Source organism: Scytonema sp. UIC 10036, assembly GCF_009725235.1.
The window spans coordinates 22,226-41,659 of sequence record NZ_WJFC01000007.1 but is presented as its reverse complement, the minus strand read 5'-3'; the positions used below and the strand labels follow the sequence as shown (position 1 = coordinate 41,659).

Genomic DNA, 19,434 nt, shown 5'->3' with positions numbered 1-19,434 from the left:
TGGCTTTCATGGTGTTCTCTCAATATTTGAGTGGATCGATTTAGGGTGGAGCAATCGTGAAATCACTTTAGAAAAAAGCTTAGACAAATCTTGCCAGCAAAAGGCTAAAAGCAAAGGAAAAGGCATGAAAGCTGACATGGGATAACATCGCAGCCTCAAGCGAGTATTGCCAAAAGAGCCAACCAAAAGCAATGCCAGCAATCCCATTGAGTAATATCGCTCGGATAATCACAACTGGAGTGAGTGGAACTATCGCGGCAGTCGCTGGCAGGTGTAGTAGTCCAAATACTAACGCGGCTAGAACGATCGCACCCTGGTAAATCCCTTGACTTGGCAACGTAACGCCTTGTTTTAGCCCTTTCCATGCGATCCAAATAAGCAGCGACATTAAACCCCAGCGCATCAAAATTTCCTCAGTGATGCCGCCATAGAACATCGCTGTGAGCAAATTCAACCAACTTGGCTCTGTATTGTTGGCTGCCCGTAGCGCTTCAGGTAGGGCAGGTTGCATCAACCGATCGAGCAACAAGAGAACAATCGCCGCCGCTGCGCCGATCCCCAAACTCCACTTCATTTCAACAGCAAAAGATAGAGACTTAGCGGTATGAAACACCCAATGATCAATCAAATGGGAGCTTAATCCAACACGATAGGCACAGCCAATCCCAATCAGAATGCTGATTGCTAGTAGAATTAAATACTGTAGTCCTTGCAGAACCATTAAAATCCACAATGGAGGTACTTTTTCCAGTATTTCTGGAGACAGTTTCGCTAACTGTTGCTCGACTAAAGGAATAGACGTGATCGTAAACATGATAATTCCCACACTGCCCAATACAAATAAAATCCCGAATTGTTTCAGAATTGCCATTGGTTTAATCTCCAGATGATCCGTCCTATTAGCTCATGCCAGCAATTATCATCGCCGGAATTGTAAGCAAGTTGAAAACAACGTGAACAATAACAGCAGTCCAGACCGATCCGCTGCGGCGAAAGATCTCGGCAGTGGCGAGACCCGCAACTACGGCTGCGGGAAAGACGATTGTTCATTTCTGAATGCGTTTACTGATCACACTGCTCATATGTCGAGGTGCATAACGTTCTCCAACAGCAATTTCTTTTGGTGCAACTACTTCGATACGCTGTAGGTCTTCTGGTGTAAGGGTAACGTCTGCTCCATCTGCATTCTCTCTTAAGTATTTGCGACGTTTCGTGCCTGGGATCGGTACAATATCTTTACCCTGGGCTAAGAGCCAAGCCAAAGCAAGCTGACTGGGCGTGACGCTTTTTTGAGCCGCGATTGCCTTCACTTGCTCGACTAATTGCAGATTTTTGTAAAAATTTTCACCCTGAAAGCGGGGAGATTGGCTGCGAAAATCGGTTGGATCTAAATCTTCTGGTTTGGTAATTGCACCAGAGAGGAAGCCGCGCCCTAGCGGACTGTAGGCAACAAAGCCGATCCCCAATTCGCGCACTGTGGGAAGAATCTCATCCTCTGGATCGCGGCTCCATAGCGAGTATTCCGTTTGCAAGGCGCTGATCGGATGAACGGCTTGCGCTCGTCGAATTGTTGCTGGCGCTGCTTCTGACATCCCAAGATAGCGAACCTTGCCTTGCTGTACCAGTTCTGCCATTGCTCCGATTGTCTCTTCAATCGGTATAGTCGGATCAACCCGATGTTGATAGTAGAGATCAATTGTGTCAATTGCTAAACGCTGCAAAGAGGCATCACAAGCAGAGCGCACGTAGTCAGGTTTACCACTCACGCCTAGAAATTGTCCATCCGATGTGCGGACATTACCAAACTTGGTAGCAACAACCACTTGATCACGACGATCGCGGATTGCTTTTCTAACGAGCTGCTCATTCGTGAATGGACCATAGATATCTGCGGTGTCAAGGAAGTTGATGCCGAGATCGATTGCATGATGAATTGTGGCGATTGATTCTCGATCGTCAAAGCTGCCATAGTACTCAGACATGCCCATGCAGCCCAACCCCATCTCTGAAACCATTAGTCCTTGATTGCCTAGCTTTCGCATCTGCATGATTACTTCTCCTGGGATAATTCCCTAAAACATTGGATTCACTTTGATATAACTCGTGATTCTTAGACAATTCTTAAACTGATCCTCTCAGCGTCTCTAGAATCATCAACAATAGTGCTTCTAAATTTTGCGTTTCTTCGTATCACACACTGACAAAGAATGTAGGCGTTCCCTCGACTTCCGAGATTTAGCTCATTTGTCCAATCGGTCGAACAATAATCTCATTCACATCCACCTCTGCGGGTTGCTCGATCGCAAAGGCAATCGCACGTGCGATCGCATCTGCTGGAATCACTGCCTCACGAAATTCCTCCACCCATTCCGCCGCTTCAGCATCCGTGATCGTGCTGGCAAGTTCAGTTTCCGTCACTCCAGGCGAAATCACCGTAACTCGGATGTCTGTCGATTCTTGCCGCAGTCCTTCGGAAATTGCCCAAACTGCAAATTTAGTGGCGCAGTATACGGCTGCGGTTGGATAGACGTTGTGTCCGCCGATCGAAGATAGATTGACAAACTGCCCGGATCGTTGCTGCTTAAAGAGGGGTAGCGCAGCAGCAATTCCGTGAAGCACACCACGAATGTTCACATCAATCATGCGGTTCCATTCATCGATCTTTAGTACCTCTAGCCTGGAGAGTGGCATCAAGCCTGCATTGTTCACCACAACATCAAGGCGACCAAATTTATCTTGGGCAAACTCGACAAAGGCTTGCATATCTTCGAGGTTGGTGACATCAAGAGTACGATATTCTGCTTCGCCACCCTTAGAGCGAATTTCGGCAGCAATTGCTTCCAGTCGATCGGTGCGCCGCGCCCCTAATATAACCCGTAAACCCTGATGAGCCAGCAATCTAGCAGTTGCTTCACCAATACCGCTACTAGCTCCAGTAATCGCAATAACTTTGTTCTCAACAGTTGACATGGTGATTGTTCCTTGTAGGTGATTAAAGCTGATTGGCAGTCAGGCTCCTTTTAGGATGTCTGCCTGTACAACTTGGGCAAGCTTGACAATGCCGCGTTTAACGGCAACAATCACAGCTTGAGTGCGTTCGCGAAGCGCAAGCTGTACCCAGCTTATCGCCTATTCCCCATTTTCGGCTTGTGCAATCACCCTCATATCTGGGTCACGGTTAATAATTGTCGCTAATCCTTGCCGAAAAAGGGTACGGGTATAACCGCATTCACGCTATTTTAGGTGCAAGTGATAAATGTATCGCTACTCATCCTTCTGATATGTGTGTAGCACTAGCGGCTTTAGATGCTGTCGTAAAGATTTCAGGACCAAAAGGTGAAGGTGCAGTTACCGTTACTGAGTTTCATCGTTTACCAGGCGATACACCGCAAATTGACACAGTATTGCAACAAGGTGAGTTGATTGTGGCAGTGGACTTACCTACTTCACCTTTTGCTGAACGAGCGCATTATCTTAAAGTTAGAGCAGCCGATGCATGTTCAAAGAGTGTTTGTAACGGATAGTCCGTGTAGAACACTCAGTTGTCTTCTCATAGTAAACCTGGTTAGGAACGCTATGTTTCTGACCAGTAAATTCTTTACCGAAGTAACCGTCATCAAAACCGCGAGCAAATTCCCCAAGAGCAGTACGTGGTTTATATGCTTCTCCTTTTTGAGCGCTAGCAAGCCCTTGACGATAACCATCGGCGTAAGCACGAGGGTGATATGCAGGATCCTCAGAAACACGTGTTTGAATAACAGGATAGCAATAAGTTTCTGTTCGTTCACGAGGTCGTTCACGAGCGAACGCCGTTTCTTGCCAAAAACTTGGTGCAACAATTAGTGCAACAACACTGATATACTTTACAAATCTAAACATTAAAAATACCTTTTTGTTCCGTTAACTTTTCTATTTATTAAAGCGATTGACAATCTATAAGATTTGTGAAAAACAAATCTTAAAATCCAGATGCTTATGGCGTTATTTGAGCAATACCTTCGCCAGTTTACGAGGGTTCAACTTCTGTAGAAAGCGGATGAATACGACCATTAGAAGTAAGCTTGGCAAAAATCTGGGCGAATATTATAGGCTCAGGCTTAACAGGAAGCATTTTTAACATTTCCCTAACATAAGGATTGCTGAATTCCGTCTGCGATAGGGGCGGAGCGTCGCCTCTCGCCAAAAAGGGAAGGTACTGAGAATACAAACAAAGTAGGACGCTCCTGCACTGATCAACAGGCTGGTTTGAAGACCCGAAGGCAAGTTTGGGTATTCAAGCGCGATCGCCGTCAGGCAAACCCCCAGCGCCAGATACAGGAAAGTAAACAAGGTAAATCGTTTCATTACTTTCTCCGGTGAAGCTTATTCTCTGTACCAGACACGCACACATTGAAAGCAATTAATTGCAAGACCCTGACTGATCATCACTGGGTGGAAAGCATTACTGGTCGTCACTCCGTAGACATCATCACTGGTGCCTTCGATGCGATCGGGTAAAACAACAGTTTCAACATTGATCACCTGTATCGTTGTACTTTCGATCCACTGATTGACAGCACTCACAACCTCCGAGAAAGATTCATACTCGGAAGGTCCGCCGAAGGGGCCCCGTTCAGTAATCCGAGGCGCAAAATCTTTGTACTTAATCAAAGCCACTTTATCTTGTATCATTCTGCTTCTCCTGTTTTAATCAAGACCGACTTTCAGCACAAAATTAAACCCAATCCGTCTTATCAGCCTGTGCTGGCAAACAACACCATTAACAGGAACGAGGGCAGGTTAAAAACGAAGTGGACGACGAGACCGGGCCAGATCGATCCGCTGCGGCGGAAAACCTCGGCGGTGGCGAGACCAGCCACCACAGCAGCGGGAAAGATGTTGTTGATCCCATGCATGAGAGCGAAGATCACAGTGCTGCCCACGACCCCAACGAACGGGCCGTAGCGCAGCAGCGCGTTGGTGACGATGCCTCGGTAGAGCAGTTCCTCACCAAGGGGTGAGAAGACGGCAATGAACACCGTGCTCAAAACTAGAGACAGTAACCCGCCGCCAGCGCCATCTCCGTAAACATCCTGGACATTGTTCGTGTCCCCAGTGATCTGAACCCAAGCTAGGATCGCCAGACTCTTGAGCACGAAGGCAACCAGTCCTACTCCGACGCTGATCGGGAGCCAGCGTCCGGAGGTTCGACGCACGCCGAAGGCACTCAGAAAACGAATCCGCAGCCGCGCAGCCACCGCGAACGCGATCAGCGTGGCGACGCCGGTCCATGCAGTCAAGACCAGTCCGTAAACCACGGGGTCAAGACCAAGTTGCTCGAACAGCGAGACGCCTCCAGACCCTACGATTAAATAGACGACGAGTCCGACGATAATCTCGGGCCAGCCCGGACGGGAGACCTTGTTGGGCCGAGCCGAGGACGTGGCGGGGGGCTTCCCTGGCTTGTGCGGGTGGTCAGAAGACACTTTAGACATGGTGATTGACTCCTTTGATCTGGTTGCTGACTTCAGTTGCTGATGGTTTCGAGATTCGACAGGATTACCAGCCCTTCCGATAGCTTTGGGAAACGGGTTCAGATGCCTCGTCGCGTTTGAACACTTTGTAAGCGATCGCCGTTGCTCTACCAATGCCCGACGTGCCACCAGTGACTAACGCCACTTTATCTTGTAGTATCATTCTATTTCTCCTAAAATCTAAGTCCGGTTTTTCTCTCTTGAAATGGATCGATTCACTGTGAGTTCCATCATCAAAAATCAAAAATTAACTCGCTGTGTATCCGCCATCAATGACTAAGGATTGACCTGTAATGTAGCTGGCAGCATCAGAACACAGAAACACAACAGTTGCAGCAATTTCTCCCGGTTGACCCATTCGACCTATCGGGACGATCGCCACAAGTTGCTGCTCTAAAGCAGGATCTTGATGACTAAAACGATCCAGCATTTCTGTAACAATCAGACCTGGATTAACCGCATTGATCCGAATGCCTTGCTTGGCGTAATCGAGTGCCGCTGTGCGGGTCAACCCCATCACAGCATGTTTACTGGCAACATAAGGACTTGTCCCCGCAAACGCAACTAGCCCGCTGACTGAAGAATTATTGATGATGACTCCAGACCCTTGAGTCATCATCTGTTGAATTTCATATTTCATACACAAGAACAGACCCCGCACGTTAATCGCCATCAGGTTATCGAAGTGTTCGATCGACTGCTCGTGTAGCGGTTTTCCGGGTGATTCAACGCCTGCATTATTGTCTGTTTCTCCTGTTTTAATTCATCAGTTTGTATCGGGTAAGTTTGTCTCAGCAACTCAGTGACTTCTTGCGCGATCGCAATCAGAGCATGATTAACTGAGGAGTCCTGAAGAGAATCAGGTTTAGGTGTACCTTTATACCCAGAATTATTTTTTCCTTGTACCAGTAAATGTGTCATGAAATTAGCCTCAATAAAATACGAAATACTGATTTTCAATTCACTAAGTCAAACGCAGGAATTCAGTTATTGTCATGGTTCAAAAAGCGGCAACTTTGTTAGTGAAACAGGCAAAGGCTAGCCATCAGAACTAGATAGCTTGTCAGCACTAACGGACAAATTAAATATCAATTGTGAGCAAAGCTCGGGGAGCTTAATGACTTGCAGAAGTAATGGCTGCGGTCAACTCTGCTGTGTTCCAGTGCCCGGTATATCGATTGCCATTGATAAACAGGGCTGGGGCAATCGTTACTCCACTCTGCATTCCGCCTTCGATATCCTGATTGATGCGATCGATATACACTTGTTTAGACAACTCTTTGAGAAACTGAGGAATATCAAGTCCTAAATCATTGGCGTACTCAATAAGATAACCGTTCTCCAAATTTTGTTGATGGGTAAATAAAGTATCGTGCATTGACCAAAACTGTCCTTGGGCAGCGGCGGCTTCGGCAGCTTGGGCAGCTCGTTGAGCATGAGGATGAATCTGTGTTTGCGGAAAATGGCGGAAGATGAAGCATAAATAATCCTCTCCAAAAGAAGCACTAAGCTCTCGTTTAATAACTTTAATCATCTTGTAAACGTCCCCACTTCTAGAGCATTGATAGTCCCCATACATCACCAGCACTACGGCAGCGCTTAGCACACCTTGAATACGATCTTGGGTTGAAGGTGGTAAAAGTAAGGAACTGTGGCTACGGTCGTCGCTCATCTTTTTACATCTGTACAAGCAAACTAAAATCTTGCAATTAAGTTGCTCAGTTAATTTACTCGAACACGATTTACATAAATTCAATATATACAATTGACTTTAAGTTGTCGTCTACAATCAGTTAAATTTTTTCCACTATAAATCGATGGAGCAACCGTTCTATCCCAAAATAGAAGGTTGGCTCTAACTCAAGTTAGAATCCGAATTCCATCGCAAGTACATCCTATAAACTGACAATGCCGCGTTTAACGGCAACAATCACAGCTTGAGTGCGTTCGCGAAGCGCAAGCTGTACCCAGCTTATCGCCTATTCCCCATTTTCGGCTTGTGCAATCACCCTCATATCTGGGTCACGGTTAATAATTGTCGCTAATCCTTGCCGAAAAATGGCATGATCGTCCGCAATCAAAACCCGAATTGTCGTGGCTTGGCTCATTGTAGTGCTACTCCCGATTGACGGTGACAATAATCTCTGTTTATGAAATTCACCCAAATCTGTCATGGATTTCAGATGAACAAGTAAGTGGAATGCTCACTCACTTGTTCATCTTCAGGCTGATGAAAAATTACTGTTTCCAGGGAAGCGGCGATCGGTAAGGATTTTCCTGCATATCTAACACTTCCCAGGTCACAGGGTTCACTTGCCCTGTTGCTGAAATGCGGTAGCGTTGCTGCAAATCTCTCACCGCAGACTGTGTAATTGAACCAAATACGCCATCCACAACTGCACCAGACGGATTTCCTAGCCTGACTCCTGCGGCTCCCAAAAATCCATTGTCTAAAAGAATTTGCTGTAACAGTTGAACGCTTCTGCCGCGATCGCCGTATTGCAGTGTAGGTAGCGTGAGATCGGTGTAGGCAGTTGCTACTAAAATGGGCGGTTCTTGAGGGGGTATGGTTGTGGCGATCGCCCGATTCACTAGCGAAACCGCAATCAATCCGCCTGTCAGTGCGGTTACGAAGAGGACTTTAGACAGCATGAAAAAGGTGTGAAACGTTGAATTTAGAGATGTTGTAGATTGCATGATGACTCTCCTAGTTCTGTTTGAAGTAAACGTTCCTGCTTGAGTTGTGAAACTTCAGGTGTATGGAAATGCAAGGTTTTCTAGAGCATGAAGCGCATGAGGCATATCCACAGGAACATAAAATACGCCTAGGACAGGTTTCTTAGGGAGTGGAAAAACGCTGACATCCGCCCAGCGCTAAGCCTGCGATCGCCAAAAACATCAAAAGAAATCGATTTTTTACTGCATGTTAATTTCCTGTGTTGCTTCATACCCGTTTATTTCCCATCGCCGACATCCAGCCCCGTCCAGTGAGCCGCAAAAGCCCACATATCTGCCGTTTCCTCGATGATCTTGTCGGTGGGCTTGCCCGCTCCATGTCCCGCCCGCGTTTCAATGCGGGCAAGGTGGGGCTTGTCACCAATATCCGCTGCTTGGAGCGCGGCGACATATTTGAAAGTGTGTCCCGGCACCACGCGATCGTCTGTGTCGGCAGTGGTAGCAAGGATCGCGGGATATGCCTTGCCAGACTTGATGTTGTGATAGGGCGAATAGCTCAAGAGGTTACGGAAATCCGCTTCCTGTGCTGGAGAGCCAAACTCGTCTACCCATGTTTTTCCGCTGGTGAACTGGTCGAAGCGGAGCATGTCCATGACCCCGACTTGGGGCAGTGCAGCGGCGAACAGATCCGGTCGCTGATTGACCACTGCGCCGATCAGGAGTCCGCCATTCGATCCACCCTGAATCGCCAAGCCGTCTTGTGACGTGATTAAGAGCGCCTTGAGATACTCGCCCGCCGCAATGAAATCGTCGAAGACGTTTTGCTTGTTCTGACGACGACCTGCTTCGTGCCATGCCATGCCATATTCGGAGCCACCGCGAATATTGGCGATCGCGTACACTCCGCCCTGTTCGACCCATCCCAGAGCATCCGGCGAGAAAGCGGGAAGCATGGGAATTCCATATCCTCCATAGGCATAGAGCAGGGTCGGTGCCGGACGGGTCACATCCTTGCGTCGGACGATAAACATCGGGACACGGGTGGCATCCTTCGAGTTGTAGAATTGCTGTTCGACTGCGATCTGGTTGAGATCGATCGCCACCTTGGGTTGTGCCCACACCCGCAACCTGTTGCTGGCGACATCGTATCGATAAATCACGTCTGGAGCGTTAAAGCTGGTGAAGACAAAGAAGGTTTCCGGGTCGCTCTGGTTGCCCTTAAAACCGCCAGCGGTGCCAATACCGGGTAGCTGCACCACACCATCAGCCTTGCCATCCAGCGTATAGCGTCGAACTTCCGTTTTTACGTCAGCCAGATAGGAGATCAGCAACCGTCCAGCAACCAGCGACGCATTGAGCAGAACCGAATCCTGCTGAGGCACTACATCCGTGATCACCGGATTGGCAGGGGCGATGTCCATCATCACGACCTTGAAGCGCGGCGCGTCCTGAGTGGTTCTGAGAAAGAGCTTTGTCCCCACATTGCCGACGACACCCCATTGATGATCAAGATTATCGACCAGCTTGCGCGGCTGCCAATCAGCGCTCTGGAGATCCACCACAGTCAGTGTGTTGGTTGCTGAAACGGGCGTAGAAGCGATCGCAAGATAACGCCCGTCTTCAGTGATGCTTAAGTTATGCAGCATGGCTGGGTGATCTGGGGTGTCATAGACCAGGCGATCGTTCGCCTGGGGAGTGCCGAGCGCATGAAAATAGACGGCATGGTTGTCTACGCTTGCTTGGGACTCGGTGCCCTCTTCTGGTTCAGGGTAACGGCTGTAGAAAAAGCCAGATCCGTCCTGAGTCCAGGCGATGCTGGTAAACCTCGCCCATTTAACCTCATCGTCGAGGACCTTGCCCGTGTCTACGTCCAGTACCCGAATCGTGCGCCAGTCCGTGCCACCATCCTGCACGGCATATGCCACGCGCTTACCGTCGTCAGATACTGACCATTCGGCAAGGGCAGTCGCCCCGTCCTCTGCCCAACTGTTTGGATCGATTAGCACACGCCCTGCACCATCCACGCTGTCGCGGACATAGAGAACTCGTTGGTTCTGAAGTCCAGAATTATGGAGGTAGAAATACCGTCCACCCTTTTTGACCGGAAGGGTGAATCGCTCATAGTTATACAACTGTTTCAGCCGATCTTTGAAAATCTCTCGACCGGGCAGCGTATTAAGATGAGCGTTGGTAACTTTGTTTTGCGATTCGACCCAGGCGGCGACTTCCTGATCGTTGCGGACATCGTTTTCTAACCAGCGATAGGGGTCAGCGATCGCCTGTCCGAAATGTTGCTCGACGACATCGACTCGCTTGGTTTCAGGATAGTTGATTGTAGTAGGCATCATTGTTGTAGACTCCGAGCAAACGGAGGCGAAATGGGTGGTAAAGAGTAGCGTGATTGCGAAAAGGGTTGCGCGGCGCATCGATATCTTTATCTTTTGAAATGAGAGTCGAAATCCAAAGAGGTTGAATTCCAGTAATTCTTGTAATTTTGTAGTTTTGAACATGTCATTGACCTACGTAAAAAAATAGTTGACCGTAACTACTTGAGTTAACCGATCGCAAGTAGGTAAACAAAATTAATTACGTTGTTTTCACCAAGTTTTTTCAGCACCTTCTCACGAGACTGAACTACGCTTTGCTAACTTCGATCGATATTTGCTAGTTGCCTCGCTTATGCGTACTTAATTTTGATCAATCATTTAGAAGCAATTAGCTTTCACGTTGCGATCGCGGTTGCTCGACCAATTCCCGTTGTTCCTCCAGTTACTAAGGCAACCTTATTTTCTAGTTCAAGTGTTTGTTCCATAATGTGAAATAACTCCATGATTTCTAGTTCTGTAATGTTCTACCTATCCGATCCGAAGTGAAGTAAGTCTCAATAATTGACTGCTTTGGTGATTCTCATGGCGATTTGTCAGAGTCTTATAGAGTTAGCGCACCTGTTTTGGTGTCATGCCTGTGAATCGCTTAAACTATTGTGTCAAATGGCTTTGGCTGGAGAAGCCGACTTGTAAGGCAATGTCCGCGATCGCAAAATCCGTTTGCATAGATTCAATATAGGCGATCGCCTTCAAGCTGTCGTCTATAGCAAGTTAAAATTTTTACAGTATAAATTGATAGAATAACCCTGCCATCGCGGAGTACAAGGCTGACTCTAACTTAAGTTAGAATCTCAATTTGATCGAAAGTACACCCTATAAACTGACAATGCCGCGTTTAACGGCAACAATCACAGCTTGAGTGCGATCGCTGACATCTAACTTATTCAAAATCCGATTAACATGAGATTTAACTGTGCCTTCACCAATACTCAAAGCCGCCGCAATATCCGCATTACTCATTCCCTGTGCCAGTGAGCGGAGTACTTCTAGTTCTCTTTCACTCAGTTCTGGATTGCTGAGGCGCTGTGCCAACTTTGCTCCCACATCAGGCGGAATATACTGCTGACCCCGATGAACGGTACGAATCGCATTCAGAAGCTCGTCAGGTTCAGTTTCTTTCAACAGGTATCCTTTTGCACCTGCTTGCAATCCCCGATAAATGTCTTCGTCACTATCATACGTTGTCAGTATAATAATCCGAGCAGATTTAGCGGTGGCACGAATTGTACCGATGGCTGCAACTCCTTCAACTTCAGGCATTCGGAGATCCATCAGCGTTACATCCGGTTGGTGTTCCCCAAAGGCGGCGATCGCCTGTTCCCCATTTTCGGCTTGTGCAATCACCCTCATATCTGGGTCACGGTTAATAATTGTAGCTAATCCTTGCCGAAAAATGGCATGATCGTCCGCAATCAAAACCCGAATTGTCGTGGCTTGGCTCATTGTAGTGCTACTCCCGATTGACGGTGACAATAATCTCTGTTCCTTGCCCGGGTTGACTCCCAATCGTCAGTTGTGCGCCGATGCGCTCTGCTCGTTCGCTCATGCCTAATAAACCAAAACCATCAGAGGATGGAACGCTCCCAACTCCAAAGCCCTGCCCATTGTCTTTCACTCGCAAGCAAAACCGATTGCGATCGTAGACTAGCTCCACCCGAATTTCATCAGCATTGGCGTGTCTAATCGCATTGGTCAATGCTTCCTGCCCAATCCGCAGTAGGTTATTCTCGACTTCAGTCGGTAGAGCATACACCACACCCTTGATCTCGTAATATAAAGTGGTATCCATTGCGGCAGTTCTGAGTTGAGCGACGAGACGATGTAGAGCGCTCTGTAAACTGCCCTCCTCCAAAAGCTGAGGACGGAGCGCGACGACCGATCGCCGCGCTTCAGACAGTCCAATTCGCGCCAATTCTTTGATCCGGTCTAGGTGTGCCTGAGTTGCTTCTACATCATCCGTTAGCACCTGGTTTGCCGCTCCGACCTGAGCCAGAATACCTGTAAACGCCTGAGCGAGTGTGTCGTGAATTTCGCGTGCCATGCGGTTGCGTTCTTCCAGAATCGAGGCGGCTTCTGCTTGCTTTTGCAACGTAATATCTCGCGCTAACCAAATCACCTGCTCATGCCGAATCGGGGCAATGCGAGCCGAAAACCAGATTTCTCGTCCAGCTATCCACTGGCTGTATTCAACTGTGAGTACTTGTTGGGTTCTCAACACCTGCTGAATGTAACTTAGGAATTCATCGGCTTGTTCCGTAGCATAGAGTTGATGCAGGGTTTTGCCAATATACTCCTCTTTATACAACTCTCCATAGGACGGATTTCCTTTGATTGCGCCGATCACTTGCCCTTCAGCATTGAAAACACACAGCGGATCGGGAATGGCTGAAAAGAGCGCTCGCAGTTCTGCTTCAGAGGCTTGCAACGCTATTTCTGCCTGCTTGAGATCGCTAATATCCGCAATCACTCCTTCGATGTAGCCATCAGCTGCATTCAAATAAGAAGAGAAAAGTCCCCAAAACAATGTCCCATCTCGTTTTCGCATCTGTGCTTCAAAGCTTCGCACTTCCCCGTCCCGCTTCATCACCTCAATGCCTTGTTGGCGATCGCTGAGATTGACCCAATAGCCTGTTGTGTGTTCAAGACCAATGATCTCCTCTGGTGCATCAAAGCCAAACAGATCCGCAAAGCATTGATTGGCGTTGAGGATTAAGCCATCACCGATGCGGGTTCGGTAGATGGCAACCTGTGAGTTTTCAAAGATCGTGCGGAACTTGGCTTCACTGCGTTGTAATGCCTCTTCTGCTTGTTTACGCTGGGTGGTGTCATTGCCAACCGACAAGATTTCAACTAACGATCCCTGTTCGTTGAAAATAGCTTGATTAGACCAGGCAACCCAAACTCGCCGACCATCTCGACACAGGTTTTCACCTTCGCCTTGCGGGTACAATTTGGGGTTGCGAAGTAAATCGTGGATAAAGGGTTTAACATCGCGTCCAGAGGTTTCGATGTCTGGAATGATGGTTTCAAATAAGGAACGCCCTACAATCTGATGTTCTTCATAGCCGAGGAGTTTTATCCCGTAATCGTTGATGTATCGAATCCGTCCTTGTGGATCGTAGCGAATGATTACTGAATTCGCTGTTTGCAGCAGGTTGCGATAATTTGCTTCACTTTGTCGTAATGCGTTTTCTGTTCGTTCGCGATCGATGATCTCCTGCTGCAAAGCTTGAGTTCGCTCTTCTACTTTCCGTTCCAGGATTTCGGAATAATCTGCTAATTGTTCATACAGCCGAGCATTTTCTAATGAAATTGCTGCCTGAGCAATCAACAGTTTAAGAACTTGCAAGCGATCGCTGGTAAATACTCCGGTAGTGAGATTGTTCTCTAGATAAAGGATACCGATCGGCTGACTTTGCTGGAGAATTGGCATACACAGGAGCGATCGCGTCTGTTGGTGTTGAATATAAGGATCGGTTGAAAAAGACGATTCGCTGACTGCATCCTCAAACACTAGAGTTTCTTGAGTGCGTTCTACCGAGTAAATGACGGAGACAGGAATGGTTGCACAGTCAGCAACAGCTAGCTTTTCCAGGTCACACGGTCTATTGCCACTGCATTGAGCCACTACAGTGAGTTGATCCTCTTCCAGGAGAACCAAAGCGCCCGTTTCGGCTCCTGCACTTTCTATTACCACCTGCATCAATGTGGCAATCAATTGATCGAGATGGATCATTAAACTCCCCTTGACGAAGGACTATCAGTCATCTCCCAAAGTATATCGCTTGCCAAACTCCAGAAAATTAAGCTTCTGGGTAGATTTTTTTAAAGGTTTCAATGACTACATTTCTGTGGCAGCGGGGAGTAAGGTTCCATGTATACCTAAAATCTCGTCGCCAATCTCAGCAGAAATGCGATCGAACAACTCAGCATTCAGTGGGTCTGCTCTTTCTTGCGTCGAACTCAGGTCGTGGGGTGTGGTGTTCTCATATTCCAAAGTTGAAGGAAGACCCAGAGATTGCCAACTGCATAAGCTATGGTGACTTGCACCTATATATTCTTTGGCTCATTTAAAATTATTATTTTTTGAACCTACCTAAAGAAAGATTTTTTTGTCTTTACTCTTAATTGCTAGATTTTGATAATTTTTTTGTAATAATAAATATCATTACTACATAGGGCTTGCGATCGGCTTAAGGAGGATAAAAGTTTTGTAAACCTTTACAGAGTAGAATTTTCTAACAAATCAAGGAGATGAGTTGATTGCAAATTCGCGAAGACGATCTGACAGGTAAAAAGATTGCTGAGTTTCTCCAGGAACATCTCGAAAATATGCATGAAATTACACCGCCCGAAAGTGTTCATGCTCTTGATTTAGTTGCCTTGCGATCGTCCGATATTACTTTTTGGTCGGCTTGGGAGGGTGACGAATTACTAGGATGCGGAGCTCTAAAAGAACTAGACTCAAGAAGTGGTGAAGTCAAATCAATGCGTACCGCCAAGGCTCACCGCAATAAGGGTGTCGCCTCAAAAATTCTTGAACACATTATTCAAGAAGCCAAACGGCGTGCTTACGATTGCCTGAATTTGGAAACAGGAGCAATGCTAGAGTTTGCCCCAGCACGAGCTTTGTACATAAAATATGGGTTCGAGTACCGGGGTCCCTTTGCTGAATACATTGACGATCCAAATAGCGTATTTATGACAAAAAAGCTTTAAGATGTGTTTCTCGAAATATTCATCTCTGGGGCTTTTAAGATGTAGCGTTCCTGTTGATAAATGACACTCTTCAACATAGGGAAATTTAGTCCCAAAGCCATAAGCATCTGCGGGAACATCATGAACTTTGGGTGCTATTTACAGATTAAAGGGGCTGAACTCCATTCCAATCCGTACAAATAAGATCCCCGTGAAGCAGTTCGCCTTTCACAATTCCTGTATTTGGTAATATGTTAGCCAGCGCAAATCGTCTCGATACGTTTTTGAATATTAGAGGTAACATGGTAGATAAGATCGCACCATGCGCCACAAAAATCAAGACTTTGGGAATATTTGAATACTGCTCGATTGTCGTTGTGACAAATGGGACGAAGCGCGATCGCAAATCGTTGTAACTTTCTCCTTCTGGTGCTTTTTTATCGTATTCTTCGTTGACCAACCAATCTGTCAGTAGTTGAAAGATTTGTGAGAAATCAGAAGAATTTAGTGCAGCAGTACCAAAATTGACTTCAACAATTTGAGGAGCCAGTTGTATGGGAAGATTTTTCACAAAAGATATTGCGTCTGCAGTTTGAACGGTTCGCAAGCGAGTTGATGTGAAAATTGCGGAGACATCAATATCTTGAATTGATGAAGCCAGCGCTTTTACCTGCTGAATACCTTTGATCGTAAGAGGATAGGTAAATCCTTCATCGGGAGGTAATTCTGAAGGTAGTTCCGGTCTCTCAGATAGGACATTGACTTCGCTTTCACCATGCCTGATGAACCAAACTTCAAACTTTCCTGTTTCCTCAGCTTTAACTTTTGACACAAGAGCAGAAAGACCTGCAAATGCTGGTGCAGCTGCGATCGCTGTAATAATTGTACGCCTGTTAATCTTCACTTGATATTTGCTCTCTCTAAATTTTGAAAACAGCAATAAGACTACAGCACCATAACTAAATGCTTTTTAAGAAACCGTTAAAAGTTGTTTTCAGGATATTACAGCGCTTTGCATCTAAATGAAGTACACCCCCCTTTCATCCCCCCAAAGCATCGGGGGGACACAGGCAGTAGCTGGCAATCCCAATACTCCATCTGATGTACTTCTGCAATTGGGAGCAGAATTTCCGTCCGAATTGCTAAATAATCCCGTGTTTCTGTTACCGATCACTGTCGAAGCAGTGCAATCTCTAGCTTTTAGTCCTGATAGTCAGACCCTAGCTAGCAAAAGCGCTGCAGATTTTAAGCTGTGGCGAGTTACAGAGGGGAAGGAAACATTTAGTCGCTTGCAATCGCAACGCATGAGCTATCCTACTATTGCTTTTACCCAGTCGAACAATCAATCCAATCCCGTGTTAATCAGCAGCGATTTCTATGGTTCATATGCAGAGAGAAACGCTCCCGGTTCTTCCGTACTTAGTGGGCTAATTTTATCTAAAACTTTTTTGAAAGCTTTGTGTAATCAGCTTTTTAAGCATTATCTAAGCTAGATCGATCCATAAAGCACTTAATCACCGCATTGAAATCCCATACAATCAGGTTCAGATATGAAGCTTATTGATAATTTAGCCCACTAAGTACGCAAGAACCGCGACGATCGCAATCGTGAATATTTTTTAACCAAACAATAATCGCACCGCTTCTCCAAAGTGAAACTACCAGGAGCGATCGGCCATAACACGGCTCACTCCGTCTCTAAGGTGTGCCTCTAGAGGGGGGTTTGAATCCATTCGTTGGTTTAGGATAAAGAACGTCGTTGGGTCAATTCGAGTGTGAATGGCTCAACCCCTTATGTCGAGGGTAGAGTACAGAAAATGAATGTAGAAGAACTCAAGCAGCGATATGCCTCAGGAGAGCGAGACTTTAGCATTGTTGACCTTAGGGACACAGTGATGGCAGAAATCGATCTCAGCGGTGCTGTTTTACATGGGGCAAAGTTGGATGGAACCAACTTGCAGAGGGCAAACCTCAGTCGGGTTGACTTGAGCGGAGCTACACTTAATGGTGCAGACTTAACCCAAGCTAATTTGAGTGGAGCGGATTTGAGTGATGCGATTCTTGACAATGCAATTTTGGAAGGAGCAATTCTGGATGGAGCCGTTTTAGATCGGGCAGATCTAAAAGATGCTGACCTCGAACAGGCGAATCTCAGTCAAGCCGATCTCATTCAAGCCAATTTAAGTGGAGCCAATTTAGAAGCTGCAGATTTGAGCGGGGCAGATCTGGGTATTGCGGACTTACACCAAGCAAACCTCCGTCAAGCTGCATTAGAAAGAGCTAATCTCACCGGAGCCAATTTAAAAGATACCAATTTAGAAGGAACTATTATCGAAGGTGGAGACAGTACTCTGGCAACTTAAGCTAAATGGAATGACTCGCTAACAGGCGATCGCGTATCTTGACAATTGGTATGTACAATTCTTAAGAAAACTCTGCCTGCTCAATGTTAGCTCGGAAAAATTCAGCATACTTATCTGTTCCAAACTACCATCCTACACTTATCTGTGATGGAATGGTAAATCCTCCAAAGACACGTTCATTTTGGCACACCCCATAGAGAAAACTCTACTTTCCCTACACCCATAACATAGTAATCTGCTCCCTCCAGCCGCAACAAACCTCGCCCAATCGTTGCTTTCCAAACAAATCCAACTGTGGAAATAATTTCTTTGGCTTGCATTGGTAACCAAGATTTCTCATCTTGTTGAGCTAGGAAATCTCCACTCATGCTGTACTTTGCTGAGGTTGCAAGGGGAGTTCCAATAGCAATGGAGTGTAAAAAGTAGCGTTTCACAGGCTCTGGTAATGTCTCCACAAGAAAAATGACTTTCATAGTCTTTCCTCCCTCTTCCTCAAATCTTAGATAGAAATTTTGAGGAAAATGTGAGCTAGGAAAACAAGCAAAGGCGCTGCCAGAACTTAGGCGTCCTAATATATTACAAGCTACATTAACTGAATTACCATTTGTATTATCAACAACTGTACCGAATATACAATTTGACAGGATTGTAGGCAGAAATGCTTTGATGCATGAAGTTAATAAAGTAGCGATCGCACACACTTTAGCTCAATTGCTACATCCAGAAGGAATGGTGGTACTGGCAGAAACAATACCCCGCCACACCCAAAGGCTTTATCGTTTGCTTGACCCAAAGAAGGTTGATGCTAAGTTGTATGAAAAGCTAGCTCTTGCAGAAGAGAACATTTACCCTCGGCGATCGAACTCAAGCATAAACTGGGATGCTGATGATTTGCAAACAGCTTTTGAAAGTGCGGGTTTAAATGTCGAAATTCAAACTGAGCAAAACTCAACTCAAATGCACATTACGCAAACCTTTCTCAATCGCTTGTTTGCTCGCAATGCCACTCGCCCCAGTTATAGAGACCTTTTGGCTAACAGTTTACAAGAAGAAGATCTTACGGTTGTACAACAACTTTTCACCCAATACTTACTTAACCAAACAGTAACCTGGGAAAGTACCATTGCCTATGTAGTAGCTCAAGGTAGTGGAAGAAGAGAAAAGCAGTGACCGTGCGATTCGCAACAACTTTCACGCTTTTTTTGTTAAAACCACAAAAGCTTTACCATCAAAATCTCTCTGGAATGTTTGCACTTGCTGAAATCCAGCTTTTTCGCATATCCGCAATGCTTGTAAGTTAAACTCAGCCACGGTCACGCAAAATAAAGTTGGTGCAAAGGTACTTTTAGCATAACTGAGGACAGCATTAATTATACGGAGAGTCAGTCCCCGTCGTGTCAGGTTCGGACGCAAACCAAACCCAACATCAAGAGCTGTGATGCTGTAATCACCTCCCTTTACCCGCGCATCCTGACCGAAGCAACAATAAGCGACAAGATCCCCACGAGCGTTGGTCATGGTGTAATAAGCATTCTCCTGGTCTAAAAATTGCTGTACATTGTGTTCAATCTCGGTTGATTTTGGATTGTAAAAGTCATATGGCTCGTCATAGCGCCATGTCAAAATAACGCGTGCGTTTGCTTCGTTCATCGGCAAGAAAATGAAGGTCATATGTTCTGTTAGCTAGAAATATCTTCTTCTTAATTGGCTTAACTGTCTTAACTGTCCTTGTGTTTTTTGAGGATTTGTAATATTTTACTTAAGTTAGTCAGTATTTATGATGTTAAAAGTACTAAT

At 46.2% G+C, this 19,434-nt stretch carries 24 protein-coding genes and 2 pseudogenes; 5 read left to right on the top strand and 21 right to left on the bottom strand.

The window, feature by feature from the left end; genetic code table 11:
- Window positions 1–79 precede the first annotated feature (79 nt).
- The 4 genes from F7734_RS05280 to F7734_RS05265 form a co-directional block, all read right to left on the bottom strand.
- Window positions 80–871 carry a CPBP family intramembrane glutamic endopeptidase gene (locus F7734_RS05280; protein WP_155743702.1) on the bottom strand — a complete coding sequence of 264 codons (792 nt, stop codon included), beginning with the start codon at window positions 869–871 and terminating at the stop codon, window positions 80–82.
- Window positions 872–899: 28 nt separating this feature from the next.
- Window positions 900–1,043, bottom strand: a complete 144-nt coding sequence (locus F7734_RS63115) for a CPBP family glutamic-type intramembrane protease (RefSeq protein WP_347566133.1) — start codon at window positions 1,041–1,043, stop codon at window positions 900–902.
- Between the two features lie 3 nt (window positions 1,044–1,046).
- On the bottom strand, window positions 1,047–2,048 hold the full coding sequence (locus tag F7734_RS05270; protein WP_155743701.1) for an aldo/keto reductase: 1,002 nt from the start codon (window positions 2,046–2,048) through the stop codon (window positions 1,047–1,049).
- A gap of 187 nt (window positions 2,049–2,235) precedes the next feature.
- On the bottom strand, window positions 2,236–2,970 hold the full coding sequence (locus F7734_RS05265) for an SDR family oxidoreductase (protein ID WP_155743700.1): 735 nt from the start codon (window positions 2,968–2,970) through the stop codon (window positions 2,236–2,238).
- 245 nt (window positions 2,971–3,215) lie between these two features.
- Between F7734_RS05265 and F7734_RS05255 the strand changes: the two are divergent.
- Window positions 3,216–3,485, top strand: a pseudogene (locus tag F7734_RS05255) (FAD binding domain-containing protein); the annotation flags it as partial.
- Here F7734_RS05255 and F7734_RS05250 read toward each other — a convergent pair.
- The 14 genes and pseudogenes from F7734_RS05250 to F7734_RS05170 form a co-directional block, all read right to left on the bottom strand.
- Window positions 3,481–3,879 (bottom strand): hypothetical protein, encoded by a 399-nt coding sequence (locus F7734_RS05250; RefSeq protein WP_243146702.1) that lies wholly within the window; start codon window positions 3,877–3,879, stop codon window positions 3,481–3,483. The pseudogene F7734_RS05255 and the gene F7734_RS05250 sit on opposite strands and share 5 nt — an antisense overlap.
- Before the next feature lie 483 nt (window positions 3,880–4,362).
- Entirely contained in the window at window positions 4,363–4,671 is a 309-nt protein-coding gene (locus F7734_RS05235; RefSeq protein ID WP_243146701.1) for a hypothetical protein, read from the bottom strand.
- A 62-nt stretch (window positions 4,672–4,733) separates the two neighbouring features.
- Window positions 4,734–5,474 (bottom strand): CPBP family intramembrane glutamic endopeptidase, encoded by a 741-nt coding sequence (locus F7734_RS05230; RefSeq protein ID WP_155743698.1) that lies wholly within the window; start codon window positions 5,472–5,474, stop codon window positions 4,734–4,736.
- Between the two features lie 64 nt (window positions 5,475–5,538).
- Window positions 5,539–5,676 carry a hypothetical protein gene (locus F7734_RS05225; protein WP_155743697.1) on the bottom strand — a complete coding sequence of 46 codons (138 nt, stop codon included), beginning with the start codon at window positions 5,674–5,676 and terminating at the stop codon, window positions 5,539–5,541.
- A gap of 84 nt (window positions 5,677–5,760) precedes the next feature.
- Window positions 5,761–6,207, bottom strand: a complete 447-nt coding sequence (locus F7734_RS05220) for an SDR family oxidoreductase (RefSeq protein WP_347566132.1) — start codon at window positions 6,205–6,207, stop codon at window positions 5,761–5,763.
- Window positions 6,186–6,434, bottom strand: coding sequence for a hypothetical protein (locus F7734_RS05215; RefSeq protein ID WP_155743696.1), 249 nt, complete (start codon window positions 6,432–6,434; stop codon window positions 6,186–6,188). Before F7734_RS05215 ends, F7734_RS05220 begins: the two co-directional genes overlap by 22 nt.
- Window positions 6,435–6,627: 193 nt before the next feature.
- Complete coding sequence (locus F7734_RS05210; protein WP_155743695.1) at window positions 6,628–7,185, bottom strand: DsbA family protein; 558 nt, start codon at window positions 7,183–7,185, stop codon at window positions 6,628–6,630.
- Between the two features lie 310 nt (window positions 7,186–7,495).
- Window positions 7,496–7,621: pseudogene (locus F7734_RS05205) on the bottom strand (DNA-binding response regulator); the annotation flags it as partial.
- Window positions 7,622–7,751: 130 nt separating this feature from the next.
- Window positions 7,752–8,210 (bottom strand): peptidoglycan-binding domain-containing protein, encoded by a 459-nt coding sequence (locus F7734_RS05200; protein WP_243146700.1) that lies wholly within the window; start codon window positions 8,208–8,210, stop codon window positions 7,752–7,754.
- Window positions 8,211–8,467: 257 nt separating this feature from the next.
- Window positions 8,468–10,699, bottom strand: coding sequence for a prolyl oligopeptidase family serine peptidase (locus F7734_RS05195; protein ID WP_207714022.1), 2,232 nt, complete (start codon window positions 10,697–10,699; stop codon window positions 8,468–8,470).
- A 468-nt stretch (window positions 10,700–11,167) separates the two neighbouring features.
- A complete protein-coding gene (locus tag F7734_RS05185; RefSeq protein WP_243146709.1) occupies window positions 11,168–11,242 on the bottom strand; it encodes an AraC family transcriptional regulator in 75 nt (24 codons plus the stop codon).
- A 147-nt stretch (window positions 11,243–11,389) separates the two neighbouring features.
- Complete coding sequence (locus F7734_RS05180; RefSeq protein WP_155743694.1) at window positions 11,390–12,019, bottom strand: response regulator transcription factor; 630 nt, start codon at window positions 12,017–12,019, stop codon at window positions 11,390–11,392.
- A 7-nt stretch (window positions 12,020–12,026) separates the two neighbouring features.
- Window positions 12,027–14,312: a PAS domain S-box protein gene (locus tag F7734_RS05175; RefSeq protein ID WP_155743693.1), complete on the bottom strand. Its 2,286-nt coding sequence runs from the start codon at window positions 14,310–14,312 to the stop codon at window positions 12,027–12,029.
- Between the two features lie 105 nt (window positions 14,313–14,417).
- On the bottom strand, window positions 14,418–14,573 hold the full coding sequence (locus F7734_RS05170) for a hypothetical protein (RefSeq protein ID WP_155743692.1): 156 nt from the start codon (window positions 14,571–14,573) through the stop codon (window positions 14,418–14,420).
- A gap of 266 nt (window positions 14,574–14,839) precedes the next feature.
- Here F7734_RS05170 and F7734_RS05165 point away from each other — a divergent pair, with 266 nt between their 5' ends.
- Window positions 14,840–15,295, top strand: coding sequence for a GNAT family N-acetyltransferase (locus F7734_RS05165; protein WP_155743691.1), 456 nt, complete (start codon window positions 14,840–14,842; stop codon window positions 15,293–15,295).
- Between the two features lie 145 nt (window positions 15,296–15,440).
- Here F7734_RS05165 and F7734_RS05160 read toward each other — a convergent pair whose 3' ends face one another.
- Complete coding sequence (locus tag F7734_RS05160) at window positions 15,441–16,178, bottom strand: histidine phosphatase family protein (RefSeq protein ID WP_166481740.1); 738 nt, start codon at window positions 16,176–16,178, stop codon at window positions 15,441–15,443.
- 118 nt (window positions 16,179–16,296) lie between these two features.
- Between F7734_RS05160 and F7734_RS05155 the strand changes: the two genes are divergently transcribed.
- Window positions 16,297–16,767 carry a hypothetical protein gene (locus tag F7734_RS05155; RefSeq protein ID WP_155743689.1) on the top strand — a complete coding sequence of 157 codons (471 nt, stop codon included), beginning with the start codon at window positions 16,297–16,299 and terminating at the stop codon, window positions 16,765–16,767.
- Between the two features lie 324 nt (window positions 16,768–17,091).
- A complete protein-coding gene (locus F7734_RS05150; RefSeq protein WP_155743688.1) occupies window positions 17,092–17,637 on the top strand; it encodes a pentapeptide repeat-containing protein in 546 nt (181 codons plus the stop codon).
- A 176-nt stretch (window positions 17,638–17,813) separates the two neighbouring features.
- Here the strand turns inward: F7734_RS05150 and F7734_RS05145 are convergent, their stop codons facing one another.
- Window positions 17,814–18,110, bottom strand: coding sequence for a DUF6544 family protein (locus F7734_RS05145; protein WP_155743687.1), 297 nt, complete (start codon window positions 18,108–18,110; stop codon window positions 17,814–17,816).
- A gap of 193 nt (window positions 18,111–18,303) precedes the next feature.
- Between F7734_RS05145 and F7734_RS05140 the strand changes: the two genes are divergently transcribed.
- Entirely contained in the window at window positions 18,304–18,807 is a 504-nt protein-coding gene (locus tag F7734_RS05140) for a hypothetical protein (protein ID WP_155743686.1), read from the top strand.
- Window positions 18,808–18,828: 21 nt separating this feature from the next.
- On the opposite strand, the gene F7734_RS05135 is transcribed toward F7734_RS05140, so the two are convergent.
- Window positions 18,829–19,308, bottom strand: coding sequence for a GNAT family protein (locus tag F7734_RS05135; RefSeq protein WP_155743685.1), 480 nt, complete (start codon window positions 19,306–19,308; stop codon window positions 18,829–18,831).
- Window positions 19,309–19,434 lie beyond the last annotated feature (126 nt).

What these genes read in the sequence shown, in the direction of transcription:
- F7734_RS05140 (WP_155743686.1), top strand. Translation starts at nt 18,304, where the DNA reads ATGCATGAAGTTAATAAAGTAGCGATCGCACACACTTTAGCTCAATTG.
- F7734_RS05270 (WP_155743701.1), bottom strand. Translation starts at nt 2,048, where the DNA reads ATGCAGATGCGAAAGCTAGGCAATCAAGGACTAATGGTTTCAGAGATG.
- F7734_RS05155 (WP_155743689.1), top strand. Translation starts at nt 16,297, where the DNA reads ATGAAGTACACCCCCCTTTCATCCCCCCAAAGCATCGGGGGGACACAG.
- F7734_RS05195 (WP_207714022.1), bottom strand. Translation starts at nt 10,699, where the DNA reads ATGTTCAAAACTACAAAATTACAAGAATTACTGGAATTCAACCTCTTT.
- F7734_RS05145 (WP_155743687.1), bottom strand. Translation starts at nt 18,110, where the DNA reads ATGAAAGTCATTTTTCTTGTGGAGACATTACCAGAGCCTGTGAAACGC.
- F7734_RS05150 (WP_155743688.1), top strand. Translation starts at nt 17,092, where the DNA reads ATGAATGTAGAAGAACTCAAGCAGCGATATGCCTCAGGAGAGCGAGAC.
- F7734_RS05200 (WP_243146700.1), bottom strand. Translation starts at nt 8,210, where the DNA reads ATGCAATCTACAACATCTCTAAATTCAACGTTTCACACCTTTTTCATG.
- F7734_RS05230 (WP_155743698.1), bottom strand. Translation starts at nt 5,474, where the DNA reads ATGTCTAAAGTGTCTTCTGACCACCCGCACAAGCCAGGGAAGCCCCCC.
- F7734_RS05215 (WP_155743696.1), bottom strand. Translation starts at nt 6,434, where the DNA reads ATGACACATTTACTGGTACAAGGAAAAAATAATTCTGGGTATAAAGGT.
- F7734_RS05210 (WP_155743695.1), bottom strand. Translation starts at nt 7,185, where the DNA reads ATGAGCGACGACCGTAGCCACAGTTCCTTACTTTTACCACCTTCAACC.
- F7734_RS05135 (WP_155743685.1), bottom strand. Translation starts at nt 19,308, where the DNA reads ATGACCTTCATTTTCTTGCCGATGAACGAAGCAAACGCACGCGTTATT.
- F7734_RS05180 (WP_155743694.1), bottom strand. Translation starts at nt 12,019, where the DNA reads ATGAGCCAAGCCACGACAATTCGGGTTTTGATTGCGGACGATCATGCC.
- F7734_RS05250 (WP_243146702.1), bottom strand. Translation starts at nt 3,879, where the DNA reads ATGTTTAGATTTGTAAAGTATATCAGTGTTGTTGCACTAATTGTTGCA.
- F7734_RS05225 (WP_155743697.1), bottom strand. Translation starts at nt 5,676, where the DNA reads ATGATACTACAAGATAAAGTGGCGTTAGTCACTGGTGGCACGTCGGGC.
- F7734_RS05280 (WP_155743702.1), bottom strand. Translation starts at nt 871, where the DNA reads ATGGCAATTCTGAAACAATTCGGGATTTTATTTGTATTGGGCAGTGTG.
- F7734_RS05235 (WP_243146701.1), bottom strand. Translation starts at nt 4,671, where the DNA reads ATGATACAAGATAAAGTGGCTTTGATTAAGTACAAAGATTTTGCGCCT.
- F7734_RS05265 (WP_155743700.1), bottom strand. Translation starts at nt 2,970, where the DNA reads ATGTCAACTGTTGAGAACAAAGTTATTGCGATTACTGGAGCTAGTAGC.
- F7734_RS05175 (WP_155743693.1), bottom strand. Translation starts at nt 14,312, where the DNA reads ATGATCCATCTCGATCAATTGATTGCCACATTGATGCAGGTGGTAATA.